The organism is Pseudoalteromonas sp. Isolate6, from assembly GCF_022398435.1.
In the GTDB taxonomy this organism is placed as follows: Bacteria; Pseudomonadota; Gammaproteobacteria; order Enterobacterales; family Alteromonadaceae; genus Pseudoalteromonas; species Pseudoalteromonas galatheae.
The window spans coordinates 1-16,785 of sequence record NZ_JAKEVK010000035.1 but is presented as its reverse complement, the minus strand read 5'-3'; the positions used below and the strand labels follow the sequence as shown (position 1 = coordinate 16,785).

The 16,785-nt window shown below is 42.7% G+C and carries 16 protein-coding genes; 14 read left to right on the top strand and 2 right to left on the bottom strand.

Annotated elements, in window-relative coordinates; translation table 11 throughout:
- The first annotated feature begins 110 nt into the window (after positions 1 to 110).
- The 7 genes from pyrD to L1D50_RS07455 all read left to right on the top strand — a co-directional run bounded on the left by pyrD (position 111) and on the right by L1D50_RS07455 (position 8,322).
- Positions 111 to 1,121, top strand: coding sequence for a quinone-dependent dihydroorotate dehydrogenase (gene pyrD / locus L1D50_RS07485; protein ID WP_128728250.1), 1,011 nt, complete (start codon positions 111 to 113; stop codon positions 1,119 to 1,121).
- A 121-nt stretch (positions 1,122 to 1,242) separates the two neighbouring features.
- Entirely contained in the window at positions 1,243 to 1,770 is a 528-nt protein-coding gene (locus L1D50_RS07480) for a cell division protein ZapC domain-containing protein (protein WP_128728249.1), read from the top strand.
- 90 nt (positions 1,771 to 1,860) lie between these two features.
- Positions 1,861 to 2,244 (top strand): zf-TFIIB domain-containing protein, encoded by a 384-nt coding sequence (locus tag L1D50_RS07475; protein ID WP_239965805.1) that lies wholly within the window; start codon positions 1,861 to 1,863, stop codon positions 2,242 to 2,244.
- Between the two features lie 92 nt (positions 2,245 to 2,336).
- Positions 2,337 to 4,448, top strand: a complete 2,112-nt coding sequence (gene rlmKL, locus L1D50_RS07470; RefSeq protein WP_239965804.1) for a bifunctional 23S rRNA (guanine(2069)-N(7))-methyltransferase RlmK/23S rRNA (guanine(2445)-N(2))-methyltransferase RlmL — start codon at positions 2,337 to 2,339, stop codon at positions 4,446 to 4,448.
- Positions 4,441 to 4,671, top strand: coding sequence for a glutaredoxin family protein (locus L1D50_RS07465; protein WP_045989052.1), 231 nt, complete (start codon positions 4,441 to 4,443; stop codon positions 4,669 to 4,671). The genes rlmKL and L1D50_RS07465 overlap by 8 nt, the downstream gene beginning before the upstream one ends.
- A gap of 1 nt (position 4,672) precedes the next feature.
- Positions 4,673 to 6,589: an ABC transporter ATP-binding protein gene (locus L1D50_RS07460; protein WP_128728246.1), complete on the top strand. Its 1,917-nt coding sequence runs from the start codon at positions 4,673 to 4,675 to the stop codon at positions 6,587 to 6,589.
- A gap of 8 nt (positions 6,590 to 6,597) precedes the next feature.
- Positions 6,598 to 8,322 (top strand): DUF3466 family protein, encoded by a 1,725-nt coding sequence (locus L1D50_RS07455; protein ID WP_239965803.1) that lies wholly within the window; start codon positions 6,598 to 6,600, stop codon positions 8,320 to 8,322.
- A gap of 107 nt (positions 8,323 to 8,429) precedes the next feature.
- Here L1D50_RS07455 and L1D50_RS07450 read toward each other — a convergent pair whose 3' ends face one another.
- The gene (locus L1D50_RS07450; protein WP_138523862.1) at positions 8,430 to 8,939 is read right to left on the bottom strand and encodes a DUF2062 domain-containing protein; all 510 of its coding nucleotides are present in this window, start codon (positions 8,937 to 8,939) and stop codon (positions 8,430 to 8,432) included.
- Here L1D50_RS07450 and L1D50_RS07445 point away from each other — a divergent pair.
- The 7 genes from L1D50_RS07445 (at position 8,919) to tcdA (ending at position 16,338) form a co-directional block, all read left to right on the top strand.
- Complete coding sequence (locus L1D50_RS07445) at positions 8,919 to 11,165, top strand: DNA internalization-related competence protein ComEC/Rec2 (protein ID WP_345773970.1); 2,247 nt, start codon at positions 8,919 to 8,921, stop codon at positions 11,163 to 11,165. The genes L1D50_RS07450 and L1D50_RS07445 overlap by 21 nt on opposite strands.
- A gap of 62 nt (positions 11,166 to 11,227) precedes the next feature.
- Entirely contained in the window at positions 11,228 to 12,967 is a 1,740-nt protein-coding gene (gene msbA / locus L1D50_RS07440) for a lipid A export permease/ATP-binding protein MsbA (RefSeq protein WP_128728242.1), read from the top strand.
- Positions 12,968 to 13,951, top strand: a complete 984-nt coding sequence (gene lpxK, locus L1D50_RS07435) for a tetraacyldisaccharide 4'-kinase (protein WP_128728241.1) — start codon at positions 12,968 to 12,970, stop codon at positions 13,949 to 13,951.
- A complete protein-coding gene (locus L1D50_RS07430) occupies positions 13,941 to 14,138 on the top strand; it encodes a Trm112 family protein (RefSeq protein ID WP_010371492.1) in 198 nt (65 codons plus the stop codon). The genes lpxK and L1D50_RS07430 overlap by 11 nt, the downstream gene beginning before the upstream one ends.
- A complete protein-coding gene (gene kdsB / locus L1D50_RS07425) occupies positions 14,126 to 14,887 on the top strand; it encodes a 3-deoxy-manno-octulosonate cytidylyltransferase (RefSeq protein WP_128728240.1) in 762 nt (253 codons plus the stop codon). The genes L1D50_RS07430 and kdsB overlap by 13 nt, the downstream gene beginning before the upstream one ends.
- Complete coding sequence (locus L1D50_RS07420) at positions 14,874 to 15,539, top strand: TIGR01621 family pseudouridine synthase (protein ID WP_128728239.1); 666 nt, start codon at positions 14,874 to 14,876, stop codon at positions 15,537 to 15,539. The genes kdsB and L1D50_RS07420 overlap by 14 nt, the downstream gene beginning before the upstream one ends.
- Before the next feature lies 1 nt (position 15,540).
- Positions 15,541 to 16,338 (top strand): tRNA cyclic N6-threonylcarbamoyladenosine(37) synthase TcdA, encoded by a 798-nt coding sequence (gene tcdA / locus L1D50_RS07415; protein ID WP_128728238.1) that lies wholly within the window; start codon positions 15,541 to 15,543, stop codon positions 16,336 to 16,338.
- A 29-nt stretch (positions 16,339 to 16,367) separates the two neighbouring features.
- Here tcdA and L1D50_RS07410 read toward each other — a convergent pair whose 3' ends face one another.
- Positions 16,368 to 16,775, bottom strand: a complete 408-nt coding sequence (locus L1D50_RS07410; protein WP_128728237.1) for a SufE family protein — start codon at positions 16,773 to 16,775, stop codon at positions 16,368 to 16,370.
- Between the last annotated feature and the right edge of the window lie 10 nt (positions 16,776 to 16,785).

The window sequence follows — 16,785 nt, the reverse complement described above, 5'->3', positions numbered from 1 at the left end:
TTGACTGGGGTATTTTTTTGTCTAATGCCATTGGCATAATCCATTTAGCTAAAGTCACAAAAGGGTGATTTTAGCTAAGTCGATTACGTTACCAATACTGAGGAGCTACCATGTTTTACGATCTTGCGCGTCGTTTTATGTTTAACAAAGATGCGGAGTGGGCACACGATTTTGCCCTAGGCAATCTTCGTCGCTTTGCAAATACGCCAATGAGCCTTGCATGGTCTCAATCAGTTCAAGACAAACCAGTTAACTTTTTGGGGTTAGAATTTAAAAACCCGGTTGGGCTGGCAGCAGGCCTTGATAAAAATGCTGAGTGTATTGAAGCATTCGCACAAATGGGTTTTGGCTTCATTGAAGTTGGAACTGTCACGCCGAGACCACAAGCGGGCAACGACAAGCCTCGGATCTTTCGTCTACCTGAAGCAAATGCGATTATTAATCGTATGGGATTCAATAACAAGGGCGTCGATTATCTAGTCAACAATGTAAAAGCAGCAAAATACGATGGGATCCTTGGGATCAACATTGGTAAAAATAAAGATACCCCGAACGAACAAGGTAAAGATGATTATATCCACTGTATGAGAAAAGTATTTGAGCATGCCTCATATATCACAGTGAATATCTCTTCACCAAATACACCAGGTCTTAGAGATCTACAATATGGCGAAGCGCTGGACGATCTATTACAAAGCCTGAAAAATGAACAGATGGATCTGATCGCCAAACATAACAAGTCAGTACCTATGTTGGTAAAGATCGCCCCTGATGTTGATGGTGTTCAGTTAACCCAAATTGCTGAGTCCCTCGTTAATAATCGTATCGATGGTGTTATTGCAACTAACACAACATTAGCCCGAGATGCGGTAGCAAATCTAGAGTACGGTAATGAAGCAGGTGGTTTGTCTGGTAGACCTGTTCGTGAAAAATCGACGCATGTTGTCAGCGAATTGAAGCGTATTACTGACGGTAAACTACCAATCATAGGTGTAGGTGGCATTGACAGTGCGGAATCTGCAAAAGAGAAATTTTCAGCTGGTGCTGATTTAGTACAAGTCTACACAGGCTTTATTTACGAAGGGCCTGCGCTTGTTAAAAAGATCGTTTCGTCCTTATAAGGATCGGTCATATAACCAAATGATCCAAAACAAAACGTTATTATAAAAAATTTCATCATTGCGTTTTTCGCGTTATACTCCCACTTACTAGTTGAGCTAATTGGTTGGTGGGAGAGGAGTTTTGCAAGCTTCAAAAGAGTGGCAATGGATCCGCTGCACAGAAAGGAACAGGTTGTTGATTGATTTGGGTGATGAGCTTCAGCTTTGCACGCCTTTTCGTTTGCGCCACCTTACTGAAGACTCGACCGTTAATCCTAATTTTAGTCTCAGCGAAGCTGAATTTTATCAGAGTGTATTTTCCTACCTTTGCGGTTTTGGTGTTTGGAACGAGCCCAGATGCTGCCAAATCGCTTTAAATGCCACTGCGGCAAAGTTTCATCTGCAACCGATGCAAGCAAAAAGCTGGTTTTTTAAGCCGTATTTTGGTGGTGAACCTGTGAGTGAGGCGGTTGTGTGTTTAAATTCCAAGTTAAGCCGCGGCGAGTTTCTAATTATCGAGCATGATGGTCAATCAAGTCTTTGCTTAAGCCTGAACGAGCAATTTATGCTTGATGAGGGAATAGAGCTTGAACAATTTCAAGCGATAAAAGTACTGAACGATCGGTTAGCGCCGCTGGTGTTAACACAACGGGTACATCAAAGCGCATAGCCAAGTTCATCCCATCGTTTTATTGACCAGCAATTATTTCCTGTATTAATCTGTACCTAATTTGAGTTGTTTGCTGGTCTAGAGAACAGAATGCGCTGCATCTGCGATAAAACATTAAAACTTACTTATGCCGACGCTGAAGGACATTGCGGTTATCAATGTCAGTCATGCGGTGCCATTTGGCTGCCGCGCAAATTTATTGATTCCATTAAACATACTTATCACTTTAGTTATACCGATTTTATTGCAAAGCGGTCGTTGGTTGAGCGCGACGTTTTACAATTATGCCCTGATGATGGTCATACACTTGAAGGCTATACGCTCTTTGAAGCCAGTTTTAGTGAGTGCGGGTGCTGTGGTGGCGTGTGGTTTGAAAAAGGGGAGCTCCATAACTTACTACAAAATTACGAAAGCAAGAGTTCGGACATAAGCGCGCTAGATAAGTTAGACTTTCTGAACTTGCTAAATTTTTAACGTAATTTATCCCCATACAACTAAGCTCAACTAATAACTAACGATAACTTGTGTGTTATACTGCGCCCAGTTGAAATTTAAGGGTATTCAAATTGCAATTTATCGCATTGACATCTATTGGTGTAGAGCAGTTACTGGTTGAAGAATTAACCGAGTTTGGTTTTGAAATAAATAAGCAAACCGTTGGTTCAGTTAAGTTCACAGGTGCTAATCTAGACGTACAAAAGTTCTGTATGATGACACGATTTGCAACGCGCGTGATGTTGCTTATCGATGACAAACCAGAAGTGAATGACAAAGATTCTCTCTACAAGTTTGTTCGTTTTCAGGCATGGCAAGATTGGTTTAGTCCAAAGCAGACCTTTGCAGTAGAGTTTAATGGTACGAATAATGCACTAAAAAATACGCAATTCTCTGGTCTGGTTGTTAAGGATGGGATCGTTGACTACTTCAATGACCTGTTTGAACAACGTCCAGATGTTGACAAACAGACACCAGATATTCGCATCATAGCGAAATTATCTAAGCAAGTCTGTGCGCTATATATCGATTTCTCGGGACCTCGCTTATCTGATAGAGGTTATCGTGACAAACAAGGTAAAGCGCCAATTCGTGAGCATTTAGCTGCAGCGTTGGTTAAACGTAGCGGCTGGCTTGAAGATACTAATAAGCCGCTTTTTGACCCCTGCTGTGGCTCTGGCACGTTATTGATTGAAGCAGCTTCTATGGCACTTGGCTTACCTACTAACCTTAATAAAGACTTTGCCTTTAAACGCCTGCCGAGTTTTCGTGAAAGTAAGTTCACTGAGCTTAAAGCACAATTAAAGGTACAACCAGAGCAAAAGAGCTTATGGCTGATCGGTAGTGATATCGATGAGCGTGTGCTGTCAATTGCCGAGCGCAATGCCAAGCGCGCAGGCGTTGAGTCACATATTAAGTTTAAGTTTGAAGATGCCAATCAGCTTAGCCTTGCAGCTAAACGTCCCGGCACTGTGCTGAGCAACTTGCCTTATGGTGAACGTCTAGGTGGTATGGCTGAAATTATTACGCTATATCGCAATATGGGTATCGCCTTTAAAAAGCACTATAAAGACTGGAATTTGGCGTTACTCGCGAGTGAAGAAAGTCTATTAAAAGTGCTAAAACTAGCGCGTAAAAAGTCTTATAAATTCAAAAATGGTCCGCTCGACGTGCTGCTTAACTTGTATGAAATGAATGAAATGCAGGTGCAGCAAAATAAACAGAGCAGCGGGCTTAATTTTGAAGGCTCGACTGCGTTTGGCAACCGTTTGAAGAAAAACCTGCAAGGCTTAAAATCTTGGCTGAAAAAAGAAGACATTAACGCGTATCGTGTTTATGACGCGGATATCCCTGAATACAATGTTGCAGTTGATGTATATAACGATAACGCAGTCATCTTTGAATACAAAGCGCCAAAAGAAATTGACGATAGCGTTGCGCAAAAACGTTTGCAAGACGTGATCACACTTACCGCCGAGCAGTTGAATATCGACCCGTTAAACATCGCGGTAAAAGTAAGAAAGCGCCAAAAAGGTCAAGAACAATACAAAGCCCTGGACAAGCAAAACCGCACTGAGGTAGTAGAAGAGTACGGTGCTAAGTTTAAGGTTAACCTATTTGATTATCTTGATACGGGTCTATTCCTTGACCACCGTTTAGCCCGCAAGTTTATTCAGCAACATTCGAAAGATAAACGTGTGTTGAATCTATTTGCATACACAGGTAGTGCTTCTGTGCACGCTGCAGTTGGCGGCGCTAAGTCTGTTACCACAGTAGATATGTCAAAGACCTATTTAAAGTGGGCTGAAGAAAACTTTGAGCTAAATGGTTTGAAGAACCCACGTTTCAGATTTGAGCAAGCGGATTGCTTAAAATGGCTTGAAAGAGCCGTTGGTCAATATGACTTGATATTCTTAGACCCACCAACATTCTCTAACTCTAAACGTATGTCTGACGCATTTGACGTACAAAGAGATCATTTAAAACTATTTGGTTGGGTAAAGAAGATATTAGCACCGAACGGTGTACTGCTGTTTTCTAATAACAAACGCGGATTTAAAATCGATGAAATGGGACTTGCTGCACTTGGCCTAACCGCTGAGGAATACTCATCACAAACCTTGTCTTTGGATTTTAAACGTAACAAGCAAATTCACAACAGCTGGTTGATCCGTCATGATTAAATGTACCTTATTCCACACCGATGGTTGTCATCTTTGTGAAGAAGCATTGGCGATGTTAATTCAATTTTTGCCTGAGGCCGAAATTGAACTAGTCGATATCGTTGATAGTGAAGAGACGATGACGGAATATCAATATAGAATTCCAGTGATTAAAAAAGGCGAGACAGGTCAGGAACTTGGCTGGCCTTTTACTCAACAACAACTACAAGAATTTATAGACTAATATGGATCTCATTCGAATTGCTAAAGCCCAACTGGCTTTTGGCTCACACCCAATACTTGACCAAGCTGATGCCGTTATTGAATCAGGTGAGCGCGTTTGTATTGTGGGCCGAAATGGAGCCGGTAAATCAACGTTACTGAAAGTACTTGATGATCAAGTTCAACTTGATGATGGTGAAATCAACCGTGTTGGTGGATTAAAGGTTTCAAGGCTAGAACAAGACCCACCAAAGGGTGCAAATGGGTCGGTTTTTGATTATGTTGCGAACGGTTTACCTGATGTTGCTGAGCTACTCATTGAATTTCATGAAGTCAGTGAAAAACTACAAACCAGCCAGTCAGATAAATTGATGACCTCGCTTGAGCGCCTGACTCAGCGATTGGAAAGCGAAGATGCATGGCGTTTTGAGTCAAGGATCAAGCAAGTGCTTAGCCAGTTGCAATTAGATGCGAATATGCGCCTAGAAGAGCTCTCCGGTGGCTGGCTACGCAAAGTCGCGCTGGCCAAAGCGTTGGTGAGCGATCCAGACTTGTTATTACTCGACGAGCCGACTAACCACCTTGATATGCAAAGTGTTATCTGGCTTGAGCAATTCCTGAAAGAGTTTAAAGGAGGGATCGTGTTTATCTCTCACGATCGTGCCTTTATTCGCGCAATGGCGACTCGAATTTTAGATTTAGACCGTGGCAAGTTGGTTTCATACCCAGGGGACTATGCGCAATATCTAGAACAAAAAGCCCATGATTTAAAAGTGGAAGAGCAACAGAATGCCTTGTTTGATAAAAAGCTTGCCGAAGAAGAAACCTGGATAAGGCAGGGGATCAAGGCCCGTCGAACCCGTAACGAAGGGCGTGTGCGAGCACTAAAAGCGCTCCGTGTTGAGCGCAAGCAACGCATCGAGCAGCAAGGTAAGACAGACTTTAACATCGAGACGGCGGATCGTTCCGGTAAGCTGGTCTTTGAAGCGAAACATTTAGACAAAGCATTTCAAGAAAAATGCATTGTGAAGGACTTTTCAACGCTGGTGATGCGTGGCGACCGTATTGGCTTGGTCGGTCCTAACGGAGCTGGTAAAACCACGCTATTAAAAATGCTTTTTGGTGATATTAAACCTGATGCGGGTAGTGTAAAACAAGGTGTGAACCTAGAAGTTGCGTACTTCGACCAATACCGAGAAAAATTGGATGAAGAAGCAACCGTGCAGGATAATGTCGCAGAAGGCAAGCAAGAAGTAATGATGGGCGGTCGCTCGCGTCATGTGCTTGGCTATCTGCAAGACTTTTTATTTCCGCCTGCGCGAGCCCGAACCCCTGTAAAGGCGTTATCAGGCGGTGAAAAAAACCGTTTATTGCTTGCAAAGCTTTTCCTTAAGCCTTCAAATATTATTGTGCTGGACGAACCGACCAATGACTTGGATATTGAGACGCTTGAGCTACTTGAAGAAATCTTAAATCAATATCAAGGTACGGTGCTGGTCGTTAGCCACGATCGTGAGTTTATCGATAATACCTGTGGCAGTGTTTGGGCGTTCGAAGGCGAAGGCTTGGTGACAGAAATTGTTGGCGGTTATAGTGACTTTGAGCTGTATCAACAAAGACGTGAGCAGCAAAAGAAAGAAGCGCAAAAGGTTCATCAAGAAAAACAGCAACAAGCCGAGATTAAAAAAGCAGCTGCGCCTGCTCGTTCAAATAAACTGAGTTACAAATTAAAACTTGAATTAGAGTCGTTGCCCAGTAAAGTAGAGGAACTTGAAGAGGCAGTGAACAAACAACAAGCACTGGTCAGCGATCCAGACTTCTTTAAACAAGATCAAGAAACGACCCATAAGGCATTGAACCATTTGACTGAGCTAGAGTCGAAGCTGGAAGCCGCGTTTGAACGCTGGGAAGAACTAGAAGCATTACAGAATCAGCAGTAAGGATTAAAATGAAATTTAAACTTTTAGCCGCGAGTGTCGCCGTAGCCCTTTCACAACAGGCGAACGCTGCCACCTATCAGTTAACTGAATTACCAAGACATGATAATAGCAAATATAGCTACGTGTCGGATGCCAATGAAGCGGGTGAAGTGATTGGCTATGCGTCCAATCTGTTTGGTGTAAAAATTGATGTGTCGTATATCGACTTTGATGATTCGACATTTAAAAACTTTTACGATAACACTAAAAAGCAGTATGAGCTGATCGACGAAGAAATTACTTTTACATTAGATGATATTCAAAATAGCAATGCTGCTAATACAAATGCCCAAGCGCATGCTTTTATGCTGTCGTACTTGAGCAGTGAGAATAGAAATGGTTTTATACAGCATCAACATGTTATTAGTGGCATTGTGTTGACCTATGATAACAGTAGTGCAGAAGAGTTCGTGGTGTTTGACGAATCATCCCCTGACTACGAGGGATTGACTCGATCTGTGAGTAGCTACCTAACGAGCATCGCAGAAGACGGCACAATCGTTGGTTGGGGATCTGCGCCTTACAAAAAGATCACATTTACTCCTGATGGTGAAACGGAAAAAGAAACCTACTTTGTGCGTGATTGGCGCAATAAAGGTATTTTAGTTACACCAGCAGGAGAGAAAATTAAGTTAGAGCCAGCCTTTACAGAATACGGCGGTCTTTCTATTGCCACTGATATCAAACAAACTGCAGATGGCGGCTATATTGTTGTGGGACAAAGCTCGACGTCGTTATCGCAACGTGCAAAAGAAAATATTGAAGACAATTGTGATGGTAAAGATGAACCGGTTGAGGTGTGTGTACAAAGTATCTCCACTCCTTTCCACACAAGAGCGTATCAATGGAAGTTTGACAATGACTTTAATCTAACTAGCACCACTGATCTTGGTTTGGGATTCACGCCAGATGAAGACAGTGAAATTGCTTATTCAAGTTTGGCTGTGGCAACTAATGCGAACGGCTTAACGGTTGGTGAGTCCCGAGCGCGTCGTCAAAGTAATAATGATTTATTGCCATATGGACAGGCTGTTTATTATAAAGATGGTGAAATCAAGCGCATCAAAGAAGTTGAGAGCTTTATCGAGTATAGCCAAGCAGTTGATGTAAATGATAATGGGATTATTGTTGGTGTGTTTGGTCGGTCATCGAATGGTTCAAGAGAATATGACTCAACTGGCTTTTATTTTGATACAATAACATCAGAATTTAAAGAGATGCCTGCATACTTTGAGAGCTCAGCAACTGCGGTAAACGACATCAATAATAACGGGTTTGTTGTAGGTCAAGGTGTTATCGAAAAGAGTGGCTCTAACCGCCGTCGCGAGGCGTTTTTATATGAAATTGGTGCAGAAAAACTAGTTAATATAAACTCACTTCTTCCTTGTAAGAGCGATTCTTTCCCTTACACTATCGCAGAAGCTGTAAAAATCACCGATGATAACAAGATTTACGCTGTCGCGACTAAAACAGTTGAACGACGCAATACCTTGGGTGGAATTGAAAAGGACAGTAAAGGTGAGATAGAGTATGAATCGGTGAGTTTGCCAGTTTTACTTACGCCAATTTCGGGTGAACCAGAAAGCTGTACACCACCTGAAGCGGAGACGTATGAGCGCCAATCTGCAAGCTGGTCTTGGCTTAGCTTACTTGCGTTACCACTAGTGGCGCTGAGAAGACGTCGTAAAATCTAAAGTACAAATTTAGACACAAAAAAAAGCCCTTAAGGGCTTTTTTTTGTGTCTGAAAAAATTCAATTCGATATTTAATTCAACCGATAAAAATCTTAACTATACTGGTACTAGTCTTGGCCGCGACTTTGCCACGCTTTGTTTACTGAGCGTCGCCACAGGTAATCGATACCGAAAAAGCCGACAATGGCGGCAAGTGTTGCGCAGATCAAAGAGCCGACGATAAATGCTGGCCCAATCGTTGTTAAACTTTGTGCAAGCCATTCCCAACTCGCTTCAAAATGGAATGGTTGTTGTTCTTGGCCAAGAGCAAATACACCGACTAAGTATGAGCAATAAAATATAGGCGGCATTGTGAGTGGGTTAGTGATCCACACGAGTGCAATAGACAAAGGCAAGTTAACGCGAAATGGAATCGCGAGTGCTGCTGCCAGCACCATTTGAAAAGGAACAGGGATGAATGCGAAAAATAACCCCACCGAAAATGCACCGCGCGCTGAGCGCCGGTTCAAATGCCAGAGATTGGCATCATGCAATAACTTACCAAAGATTTTTAATGATTTCTGTTGTTTGATTTTATTATGATCAGGTAAAAAGCGTTGAATCGTTTTTTTCGCCATTTGCAGCTGCCATCTACTTGGATTCTGATATGTTTTGGAATAATGCTGGGTTGCTTCAGTGCGGTATTTCTTCTCGACAATTGGCGATTAGCCGCAATAAGCATATTCCTCTACTTCATGGGCCGCTATTCTAAGCTTTTTTGTCCTATATTGGCAGGGTTTATTTTAGGGATTTCCATTGTTCTTAGCCATTACTTTGTTTTTTATCAGCTAAAAATACCAGAAATGTGGCAATCGCAGCTTGTTACTGCTTCGGGTAAAGTTCTTGAGGTTGATAATTCTGTGATAGGTGAAGCGTTAAAGGTAAAACTTGAACAAGTTGACGATTATCAGTTTGCGCGTTGGCGGACGGTAAATGCAAAGCTTTATCGTGACGCGTCAACGCCTATATTGACAGTTGGTGACCACATTGAGTTTACGGTAAAACTTAAGCGTTATCGTAGCCGAGTTAATATCGGACTTTTTAACGCTGAATTGCATGCGTTTAGAAAGCACATGTATTTTAAGGGCAGCATCAAAACAATCAATTTGGTAGTGAAGGACACTACGTGGCGAAATAACTACCGCTTATTCATAGATAAAAAGCTAAACGGGCTCAGTTATGCTTGGCTGTATTATATTTTGTTAACCGGCGATACAAGCAAAGTCGACTTTGAAAACAAAACACAATTTAGAAGTCTAGGTTTGAGCCATTTGTTAGCGATTTCAGGGCTTCATATCGGGATGGTATTTGCCATCGCGTTTTTGCTGATAAAAGTCGTGCTGTATTGTATCCCGGTAATAATCTCCCAGGCAGCCAACTTGCATCAGTGGTGTTTAGTTTTTGCGTTATTATTGTGTTTTGGATACGTCATTCTCTGCGTCTACAGTGTATCGGCGACACGAGCTGTGATCATGGCAATGGTATGGGTTGCATGTTACCTCTTTGCTGTGCGACTTAAAGCGCTTCAAGTGTTAACGGTTGCGTTGACAATCGTCTTGGCGGTAGACCCGTTTTCGCTACTTAATCCTGGTTTATATTATTCCTTTTTTGCGGTTGCTATCATCGTAACGTTAGTGACAAAAGTTGGTCGAGGTATAGGTGCAAAACTGCTTGCGTTAATTAAGTTGCAGCTTGCGTTATTTATCTGCCTGTTGCCACTTAACCTATATTTCTTTTCCGGTGCGAGTATTATCTCACTGGTTGCGAACATCATTGTGATCCCGTTGATTTCTGTGGTTGTATTTCCGCTACTACTGCTTCATGTTACTGCGTTGCACGCTATTGGTTGGCAACTTCCACTTCACTTAGTTGATAATGGTTTAGTGGTTCTTTTTGAGTTGTTGCAGAGCGCTCCGCTAACTTGGGTAGATATACCCAGCGTTTCGTCCGTGTTTCTCATAACCAGCTACTTAAGTGCTGTGCTGCTGTTTTTATTCAGAGATTATCTCGGTTTATTACCTGTCTTACTTTTCCTCGTTCAGTATCAATTTCGAGCTTCTCCGCTATGGCAAATCGATATCTTTGATGTAGGTCACGGAACGGCAGTGTTAGTTTCTCGTGATAACAAAGGGCTGCTCTATGATGTGGGGGCTAAGTATTTTGGTTATTTTTCGATGTTCGAGTTTGTGATCAAACCCTATCTTTTAAATAATCGAATTACGCTGCAAGATACCATCATTAGTCATAACGATGGTGACCATAATGGTGGCGTTGACGACCTCATTGCTTTTGATGGCGGGAAGTCGTTACAGCGTTTTCACCCAGCAAGTGCTGCTGATAGTTGTGTGCTAGGAATGCATCAATTTCAAGGACTAGAGGTATCTGTGATCTGGCCTCAAGAAATGTCGAACAATGACAACAATAACTCTTGTGTGGTTCGTATCTCTGATGGGCAGTTTACGCTTTTATTACCAGGAGATATTGAGAAAGTCATTGAAGCTAAGTTACTTACTCTAGAAAAAGAAGCACTCAAAGCCGACATTTTACTGGTTCCACACCATGGTAGTGGCAGCTCTTCAAGCGAGCAGTTTATTCAAGCAGTTGACCCGGATATTGCGATATTTTCTCGTGCCTTTTATTCGCCTTGGAAAATTCCCAATGAGAACGTGATTGAAAGATACCAAAGAGTAGGGAGCACGCTATTGGATACCGCCTTAGATGGCCATATAAAGATCTCAATTTTTGCTCAAGAAATCACAGTTGAACGAGCTCGAGAAGTGGAAAATTACTGGTTTCTCAGATAATCCATTCAGTTTTAACGATTTGAAAGTTACAATAATGCCATATAGAAAAGTAGAGGCTGGCAATGCAACCAACCGACAAGCAGATTTACGCTAGATTATTTAGCTATGTAAAAGACTTTAAACTCGCTGCCGTATTTTCAGTAATTGGCATGATAGGGTACGCTGCGATGGACGCTTCGTTCGTTGCCTTAATGGATCCATTTATCGATGAGGGTCTCACAGCAGGCAATCGCGATGTACTAAAACTAGCGCCCTTTGTTGTCATCGCGTTAGTTATTGGTCGCGGTATATTTAACTATATGGCATCGTATTGCTTGTCTTATGTTGGGTCTCAGGTTGTTCGCACTTTGCGACAGCAACTATTTGAACATATGTTGTATCTACCAGTTTCATTTCATGATCAACATTCTAATGGTGAATTGATATCAAAAATCACTTTTGATACTGAGCAAGTACAGCAAGCCGTCACTAAGGCACTTCAAGTGCTGATCCGTGAAGGTGCATTTGTATTTTTCCTACTTATTACGATGTTTTATGCAAGTTGGCAGCTATCACTCATCTTCTTAGTTGTGGTACCAATCGTGGCGGTGATCGTTACTGTGGTGTCTAAGCGTTTTAAGAAAATTTCCAAGAATATTCAAGATGCGATGGGAGAAGTGACGAAAAGCTCTGAGCAAATGATGGCGGGTCATAAAGTTATTCATGGGTTTGGTGGTCAAGATAAAACTATCTCTCACTTTGCTAAAGTTAATAATCATAATCGCCAGCAACGCGTAAAAATGGATGCGACTAAAGCGCTGAGCGTGTCTATCATCCAAATCATAGCGGCGAGCGCAATGGCGGTGATACTCGCGATTGTCGCAATGCCTTCTATGGTAGATAAAATTTCATCGGGCACCTTTGTCACTTTGATCACCTCTATGATGATGATGCTGCGTCCTTTAAAACAACTTGCCAATGTGAATAGCGACTTGCAACGCGGTATCTCTGCGGCGAAAAGTGTGTTTGCGGTGATTGATCTTGAAAAAGAAAAGGACACTGGCACTCAGTCCTTATCTCGTGCTCAAGGTAACCTACAAGTCAAAGACTTAACCTTTACTTATCCATCTAAAAACGATCCGGTGATTGAGTCATTAAACCTTGAAATCAAAGCCGGGCAGAGTATTGCGTTGGTTGGCAGAAGTGGCTCAGGAAAATCAACGATTTCTAATCTATTACCGCGTTACTATGATATTGAAGCGGGCAGTATTGAGTTAGACGGCACGAACATAAATGATTACCAGCTTGCGGATCTACGCGCGCAGTTTTCCATCGTGTCGCAGCAAGTGGTGTTGTTTAATGACACTATTGCAAACAATATTATGTACTCGTTAAAGCAACCCTTATCGCAAGAAGCCCTCGAAAAAGTAGCAAAACAAGCCCACGTCTGGGAATTTGTTAAAGATCTTCCTGAGGGCCTAAATACTGTTGTTGGTGAAAATGGCGTGATGCTTTCTGGCGGACAACGACAACGTATCGCCATTGCGCGTGCTATTGTAAAAGATGCACCTATCCTTATTTTAGATGAAGCCACATCAGCACTAGACACGGAATCTGAGCGTTTGATCCAACAAGCGTTAGAAGAACTGATGGCTGATAAAACAACCATAGTGATTGCCCATCGGTTATCGACAATCGAGCGTTGTGACTGCATCTATGTGCTAGATAAAGGCAAAATCATCGAACAAGGCAAGCATGCTGAATTAGTCGCGCAGGAAGGGGTTTATCATGCACTTTGCAAAATGCAGTTTGGTGAGCAATAAATGGCATCAAAAATAGAGCAAAGTTGGTATAAAAAAGCGGGCGTACTGACGTTGTTATTACTTCCGTTAAGCCTGTTATTTGGACTTATTAGCTCGATAAGAAAGGGGCTTTATAAACTCGGTTTTTGCCCCGCGTATCGCTCGCCTGTTCCGGTTATTATTGTCGGTAACATCAGTGTGGGCGGTAATGGCAAAACGCCATTTGTGCTTTGGTTAGTGCCTTTTCTTGAAAAGCTTGGTTTTAAGGTTGGGGTGATCAGTCGAGGCTACGGTGCGAAACCCAGTTCAACACCGTTTTTGGTCACTGAAGCGACCTCAACGGAAGAGGGCGGTGATGAACCTTGTTTACTCGCCAAGCGGTTGAAATGCCCAGTGATGGTTGGTGCTGATAGACAAGCCAGTATCGAGAAATTATTGGATAGTAGCGATGTAAACATCATTGTCAGCGACGATGGGCTACAGCACTATAAATTGGCGCGAGATATTGAGTTCTGTATTGTTGATGCTGAACGGCGCTTTGGGAATGGCTTGTGGATGCCAGCAGGGCCCCTTAGGGAGTTACCTAAGCGTATTCAGAGTGTCGATCTTGCCGTATATAATGGTGGGTGCGAAAGTTACTCCTATACGCTTGAGGCGGTTGGTTTTTTTCGTGTTACAGATGATAGTCCAGCATCCAATATTGAAATGGCTGGTGCTTCAGTCTGTGCTATCGGCAATCCCGCGCGATTTGAAAATACGCTACGAGATAGGGGGATTGTTCTGAGTGAAAGCCTACATTTTGCGGACCATCATCCATATCAAGCGTCCGACTTCTCGCAAATCGATAACGGCGCTATTTTTATGACAGAGAAAGATGCGGTAAAGTGTCGCACATTTGCAAAAGATAATTGGTATTACCTCAAAGTAGATGCCAAACCTACATCAGCGCTTGAAAAAGCGGTATTAAATTTACTTAAAAAGAAAGAGATTTATCATGGCCTTTGATACCAAATTACTAGAAATAATTGCCTGCCCAGTATGTAAAGGCAAATTAAGATATGACAAAGAAAACAAAGAGTTGATCAGCACAGCAGCTAAGCTTGCGTATCCAATTAAAGATGATATTCCTGTGCTATTGGAAAACGAAGCACGCGAGCTGAGCAGTGATGAGGTTGAGCAGTGGAATTCGTAGTCGTTATTCCGGCGCGTTATGCTTCAAGCAGGCTGCCTGGTAAACCACTTGCTGATATCGGCGGTAAACCAATGATCCAGCGTGTCTACGAACAAGCTATTCAATCTGGCGCTGCAGCGGTTTATATCGCAACCGATCACAGTGCGGTATTTGAGGCTGCGCAAGGCTTCACCGATAATGTGCTTATGACGCGTGAAGATCACCAATCTGGTACTGAGCGACTTGCCGAAGTTGTTGAACAACTGGGGCTGAACGAACAAACCTTGGTGGTCAACGTACAAGGTGATGAGCCACTACTAGAGCCTGATAACATCGCACAAGTCGCAGCACTACTGCATCATTCTGATGCACCGATGGCGACTTTGTGCGTTGATGTGGAAGATGTAGAAGAGGTGTTAAATCCGAATGCTGTGAAAGTGGTGTCTGATATTCAAGATAACGCGCTGTATTTCTCTCGCGCGTCTATTCCGTTTCAGCGCGACAGTATGTTAACGCTCGACAAAAATAACATTCCAGTGAGTCACTTTAGACGTCATGTTGGCATATATGCTTATCGTGCGGGCTTTATTCAAACCTATTTATCGCTAAGTGTTTCACCGCTAGAGTTGCAAGAGTCACTAGAGCAGCTACGCGTGCTGTATCATGGATACAAAATTAAGGTCGCTAAAGCGGCTAAGCCGGTGCATGCAGGAGTCGATACTCCCGAAGATTTAGCACGAGTTCAAGAGATACTGAATGGAAAAGTTTAAGCTCATTGCAGACGAGGCAGACTATGTAGTTGCATACAAACCTCAAGGTGTGAGTTTCCATAGTGAGGACGGTGCAGGTTTTGTTGCCTTACTGACGGAGCAATTAGGCTATCCCTTATTTGCGGTTCACCGCCTTGATAAAGTTACATCGGGACTCATTCTTTTAGCGAAGTCTAGCGAGACTGCAAAGCAGTTGACAAGCCTGTTTTCCGCCCGAAAAATAGATAAATTTTACTTGGCGTTAGTCAGTGCTAAACCGAAGAAAAAGCAAGGCTGGATAAAAGGCGATATGGCTAAGTCGCGTAGAGGCACTTATAAGCTGGTTAAAACTAAGCTAAATCCTGCGGTGACTCGATTTTATTCATGCTCTGTTGCGAGCAACCTACGCGCTTGTATCGTTAAACCGTTTAGCGGTAAAACACACCAAATTCGCGTGGCACTAAAAAGCATCGGTGCGCCAATTTTAGGTGATTTAGCCTATAGTGGAGAGCCTGCTGATAGAACGTATCTTCATGCATTTTGCCTTGAATTCGAGTGGCAAGGTAACCATCAACGTTATCAAGCGGTGCCTGAAGGTGAGGGTGCATTTGGCCATTTATTGGCACATGAAATCTTTGCAAGTTGGCAAAATCCAAGTCAATTAGAGTGGTAACATGACGGATTCGAATAGAGAACTAAGATTTGGCGGTATTGGTCGGTTATACGGTAACGCCGAGTTAGAAGCATTAAGTAGAGCACACTTTTGTGTTATTGGTATCGGTGGCGTTGGTAGCTGGGCTGTAGAAGCATTAGTGAGAACGGGTATAGGTAAGATTACGCTTATCGATATGGATGATATTTGTATAACTAACATTAACCGCCAGTTGCATGCTCATAGCGAAAGTATCGGGATGCAAAAGATTGAAGCAATGCGAGATCGCTGTCTTGCGATTAACCCAGATTGTGAAGTTACCCTGATCGATGATTTTTTGATGTTAGATAACATTAGAAACTACATTCAAGGCTTTGATTATGTTATTGACTGTATCGACGCGGTTAAAGAGAAAGCGGCGCTAATCGCACATTGTAAGCGTAATAAAATACCGGTGATCACCACAGGAGGTGCAGGCGGTCAAACCGATCCTAGCCAGATCCAATATGGGGATGTGGCAAAGACAACCCATGATCCGTTGCTGGCAAAAGTACGTTATATTCTCAGAAAACAATATAATTTTAGCGATAATCCAAAACGTAAATTTGGCGTGGATTGTGTGTATTCCACAGAGCAACTCGTTTACCCAAGTACCGACGGCACCGTGTGCAAGGCAAAGCAACAAGCTGAAGGTGGGAAAAATATGGACTGCGCGACCGGGTTTGGCTCTGCTACTATGGTAACCGGGAGTTTTGGTTTTTTTGCGGCGTCCAAAGCAATACGCAAGTACCTAGATAAACAAAGCAAAAGCAGCGAATAAGTGTGCTCGTTCGAGCACCTTATATCACTTTATTTTAATAACTCCGCCTTTGCTTGGATCTGTTCAACAATCGCACGTATACCATTACCTCTTGATGGGCTTAGGTGAGCAATTAATCCAAGCGACTCAAACAGTTCATAAGCATTAAACTGACTTGCTTGCTCTGGTGTTTTACTTGCGTACGCTGCAATGATGATTGCAAGTAATCCTTTGACAATACGCGTATCTGAGTCGGCAATGAGTACGAGCTGCTGCGCGTTTTCATCTAAGTCCAGATAGAGCCAAACCTTACTATCACAGCCTGACACTAACGCTGAGTCGACTTTCAGCGCATCAGGAAGCGCTGGAAGTTGTTTACCTAGCAGCATAATTTCACGGTACTTGGCTTGCCAGCCATGACTTTCAGATAATTTTTTTGTGATATGTTCAATATTCATAAGTTTAATC

Coding starts and splice junctions, on each gene's coding strand:
- pyrD (WP_128728250.1), top strand. CDS start 111: ATGTTTTACGATCTTGCGCGTCGTTTTATGTTTAACAAAGATGCGGAG.
- L1D50_RS07475 (WP_239965805.1), top strand. CDS start 1,861: ATGCGCTGCATCTGCGATAAAACATTAAAACTTACTTATGCCGACGCT.
- L1D50_RS07465 (WP_045989052.1), top strand. CDS start 4,441: ATGATTAAATGTACCTTATTCCACACCGATGGTTGTCATCTTTGTGAA.
- L1D50_RS07460 (WP_128728246.1), top strand. CDS start 4,673: ATGGATCTCATTCGAATTGCTAAAGCCCAACTGGCTTTTGGCTCACAC.
- L1D50_RS07455 (WP_239965803.1), top strand. CDS start 6,598: ATGAAATTTAAACTTTTAGCCGCGAGTGTCGCCGTAGCCCTTTCACAA.
- L1D50_RS07450 (WP_138523862.1), bottom strand. CDS start 8,939: ATGGCGAAAAAAACGATTCAACGCTTTTTACCTGATCATAATAAAATC.
- msbA (WP_128728242.1), top strand. CDS start 11,228: ATGCAACCAACCGACAAGCAGATTTACGCTAGATTATTTAGCTATGTA.
- lpxK (WP_128728241.1), top strand. CDS start 12,968: ATGGCATCAAAAATAGAGCAAAGTTGGTATAAAAAAGCGGGCGTACTG.
- L1D50_RS07430 (WP_010371492.1), top strand. CDS start 13,941: ATGGCCTTTGATACCAAATTACTAGAAATAATTGCCTGCCCAGTATGT.
- L1D50_RS07420 (WP_128728239.1), top strand. CDS start 14,874: ATGGAAAAGTTTAAGCTCATTGCAGACGAGGCAGACTATGTAGTTGCA.
- tcdA (WP_128728238.1), top strand. CDS start 15,541: ATGACGGATTCGAATAGAGAACTAAGATTTGGCGGTATTGGTCGGTTA.
- L1D50_RS07410 (WP_128728237.1), bottom strand. CDS start 16,775: ATGAATATTGAACATATCACAAAAAAATTATCTGAAAGTCATGGCTGG.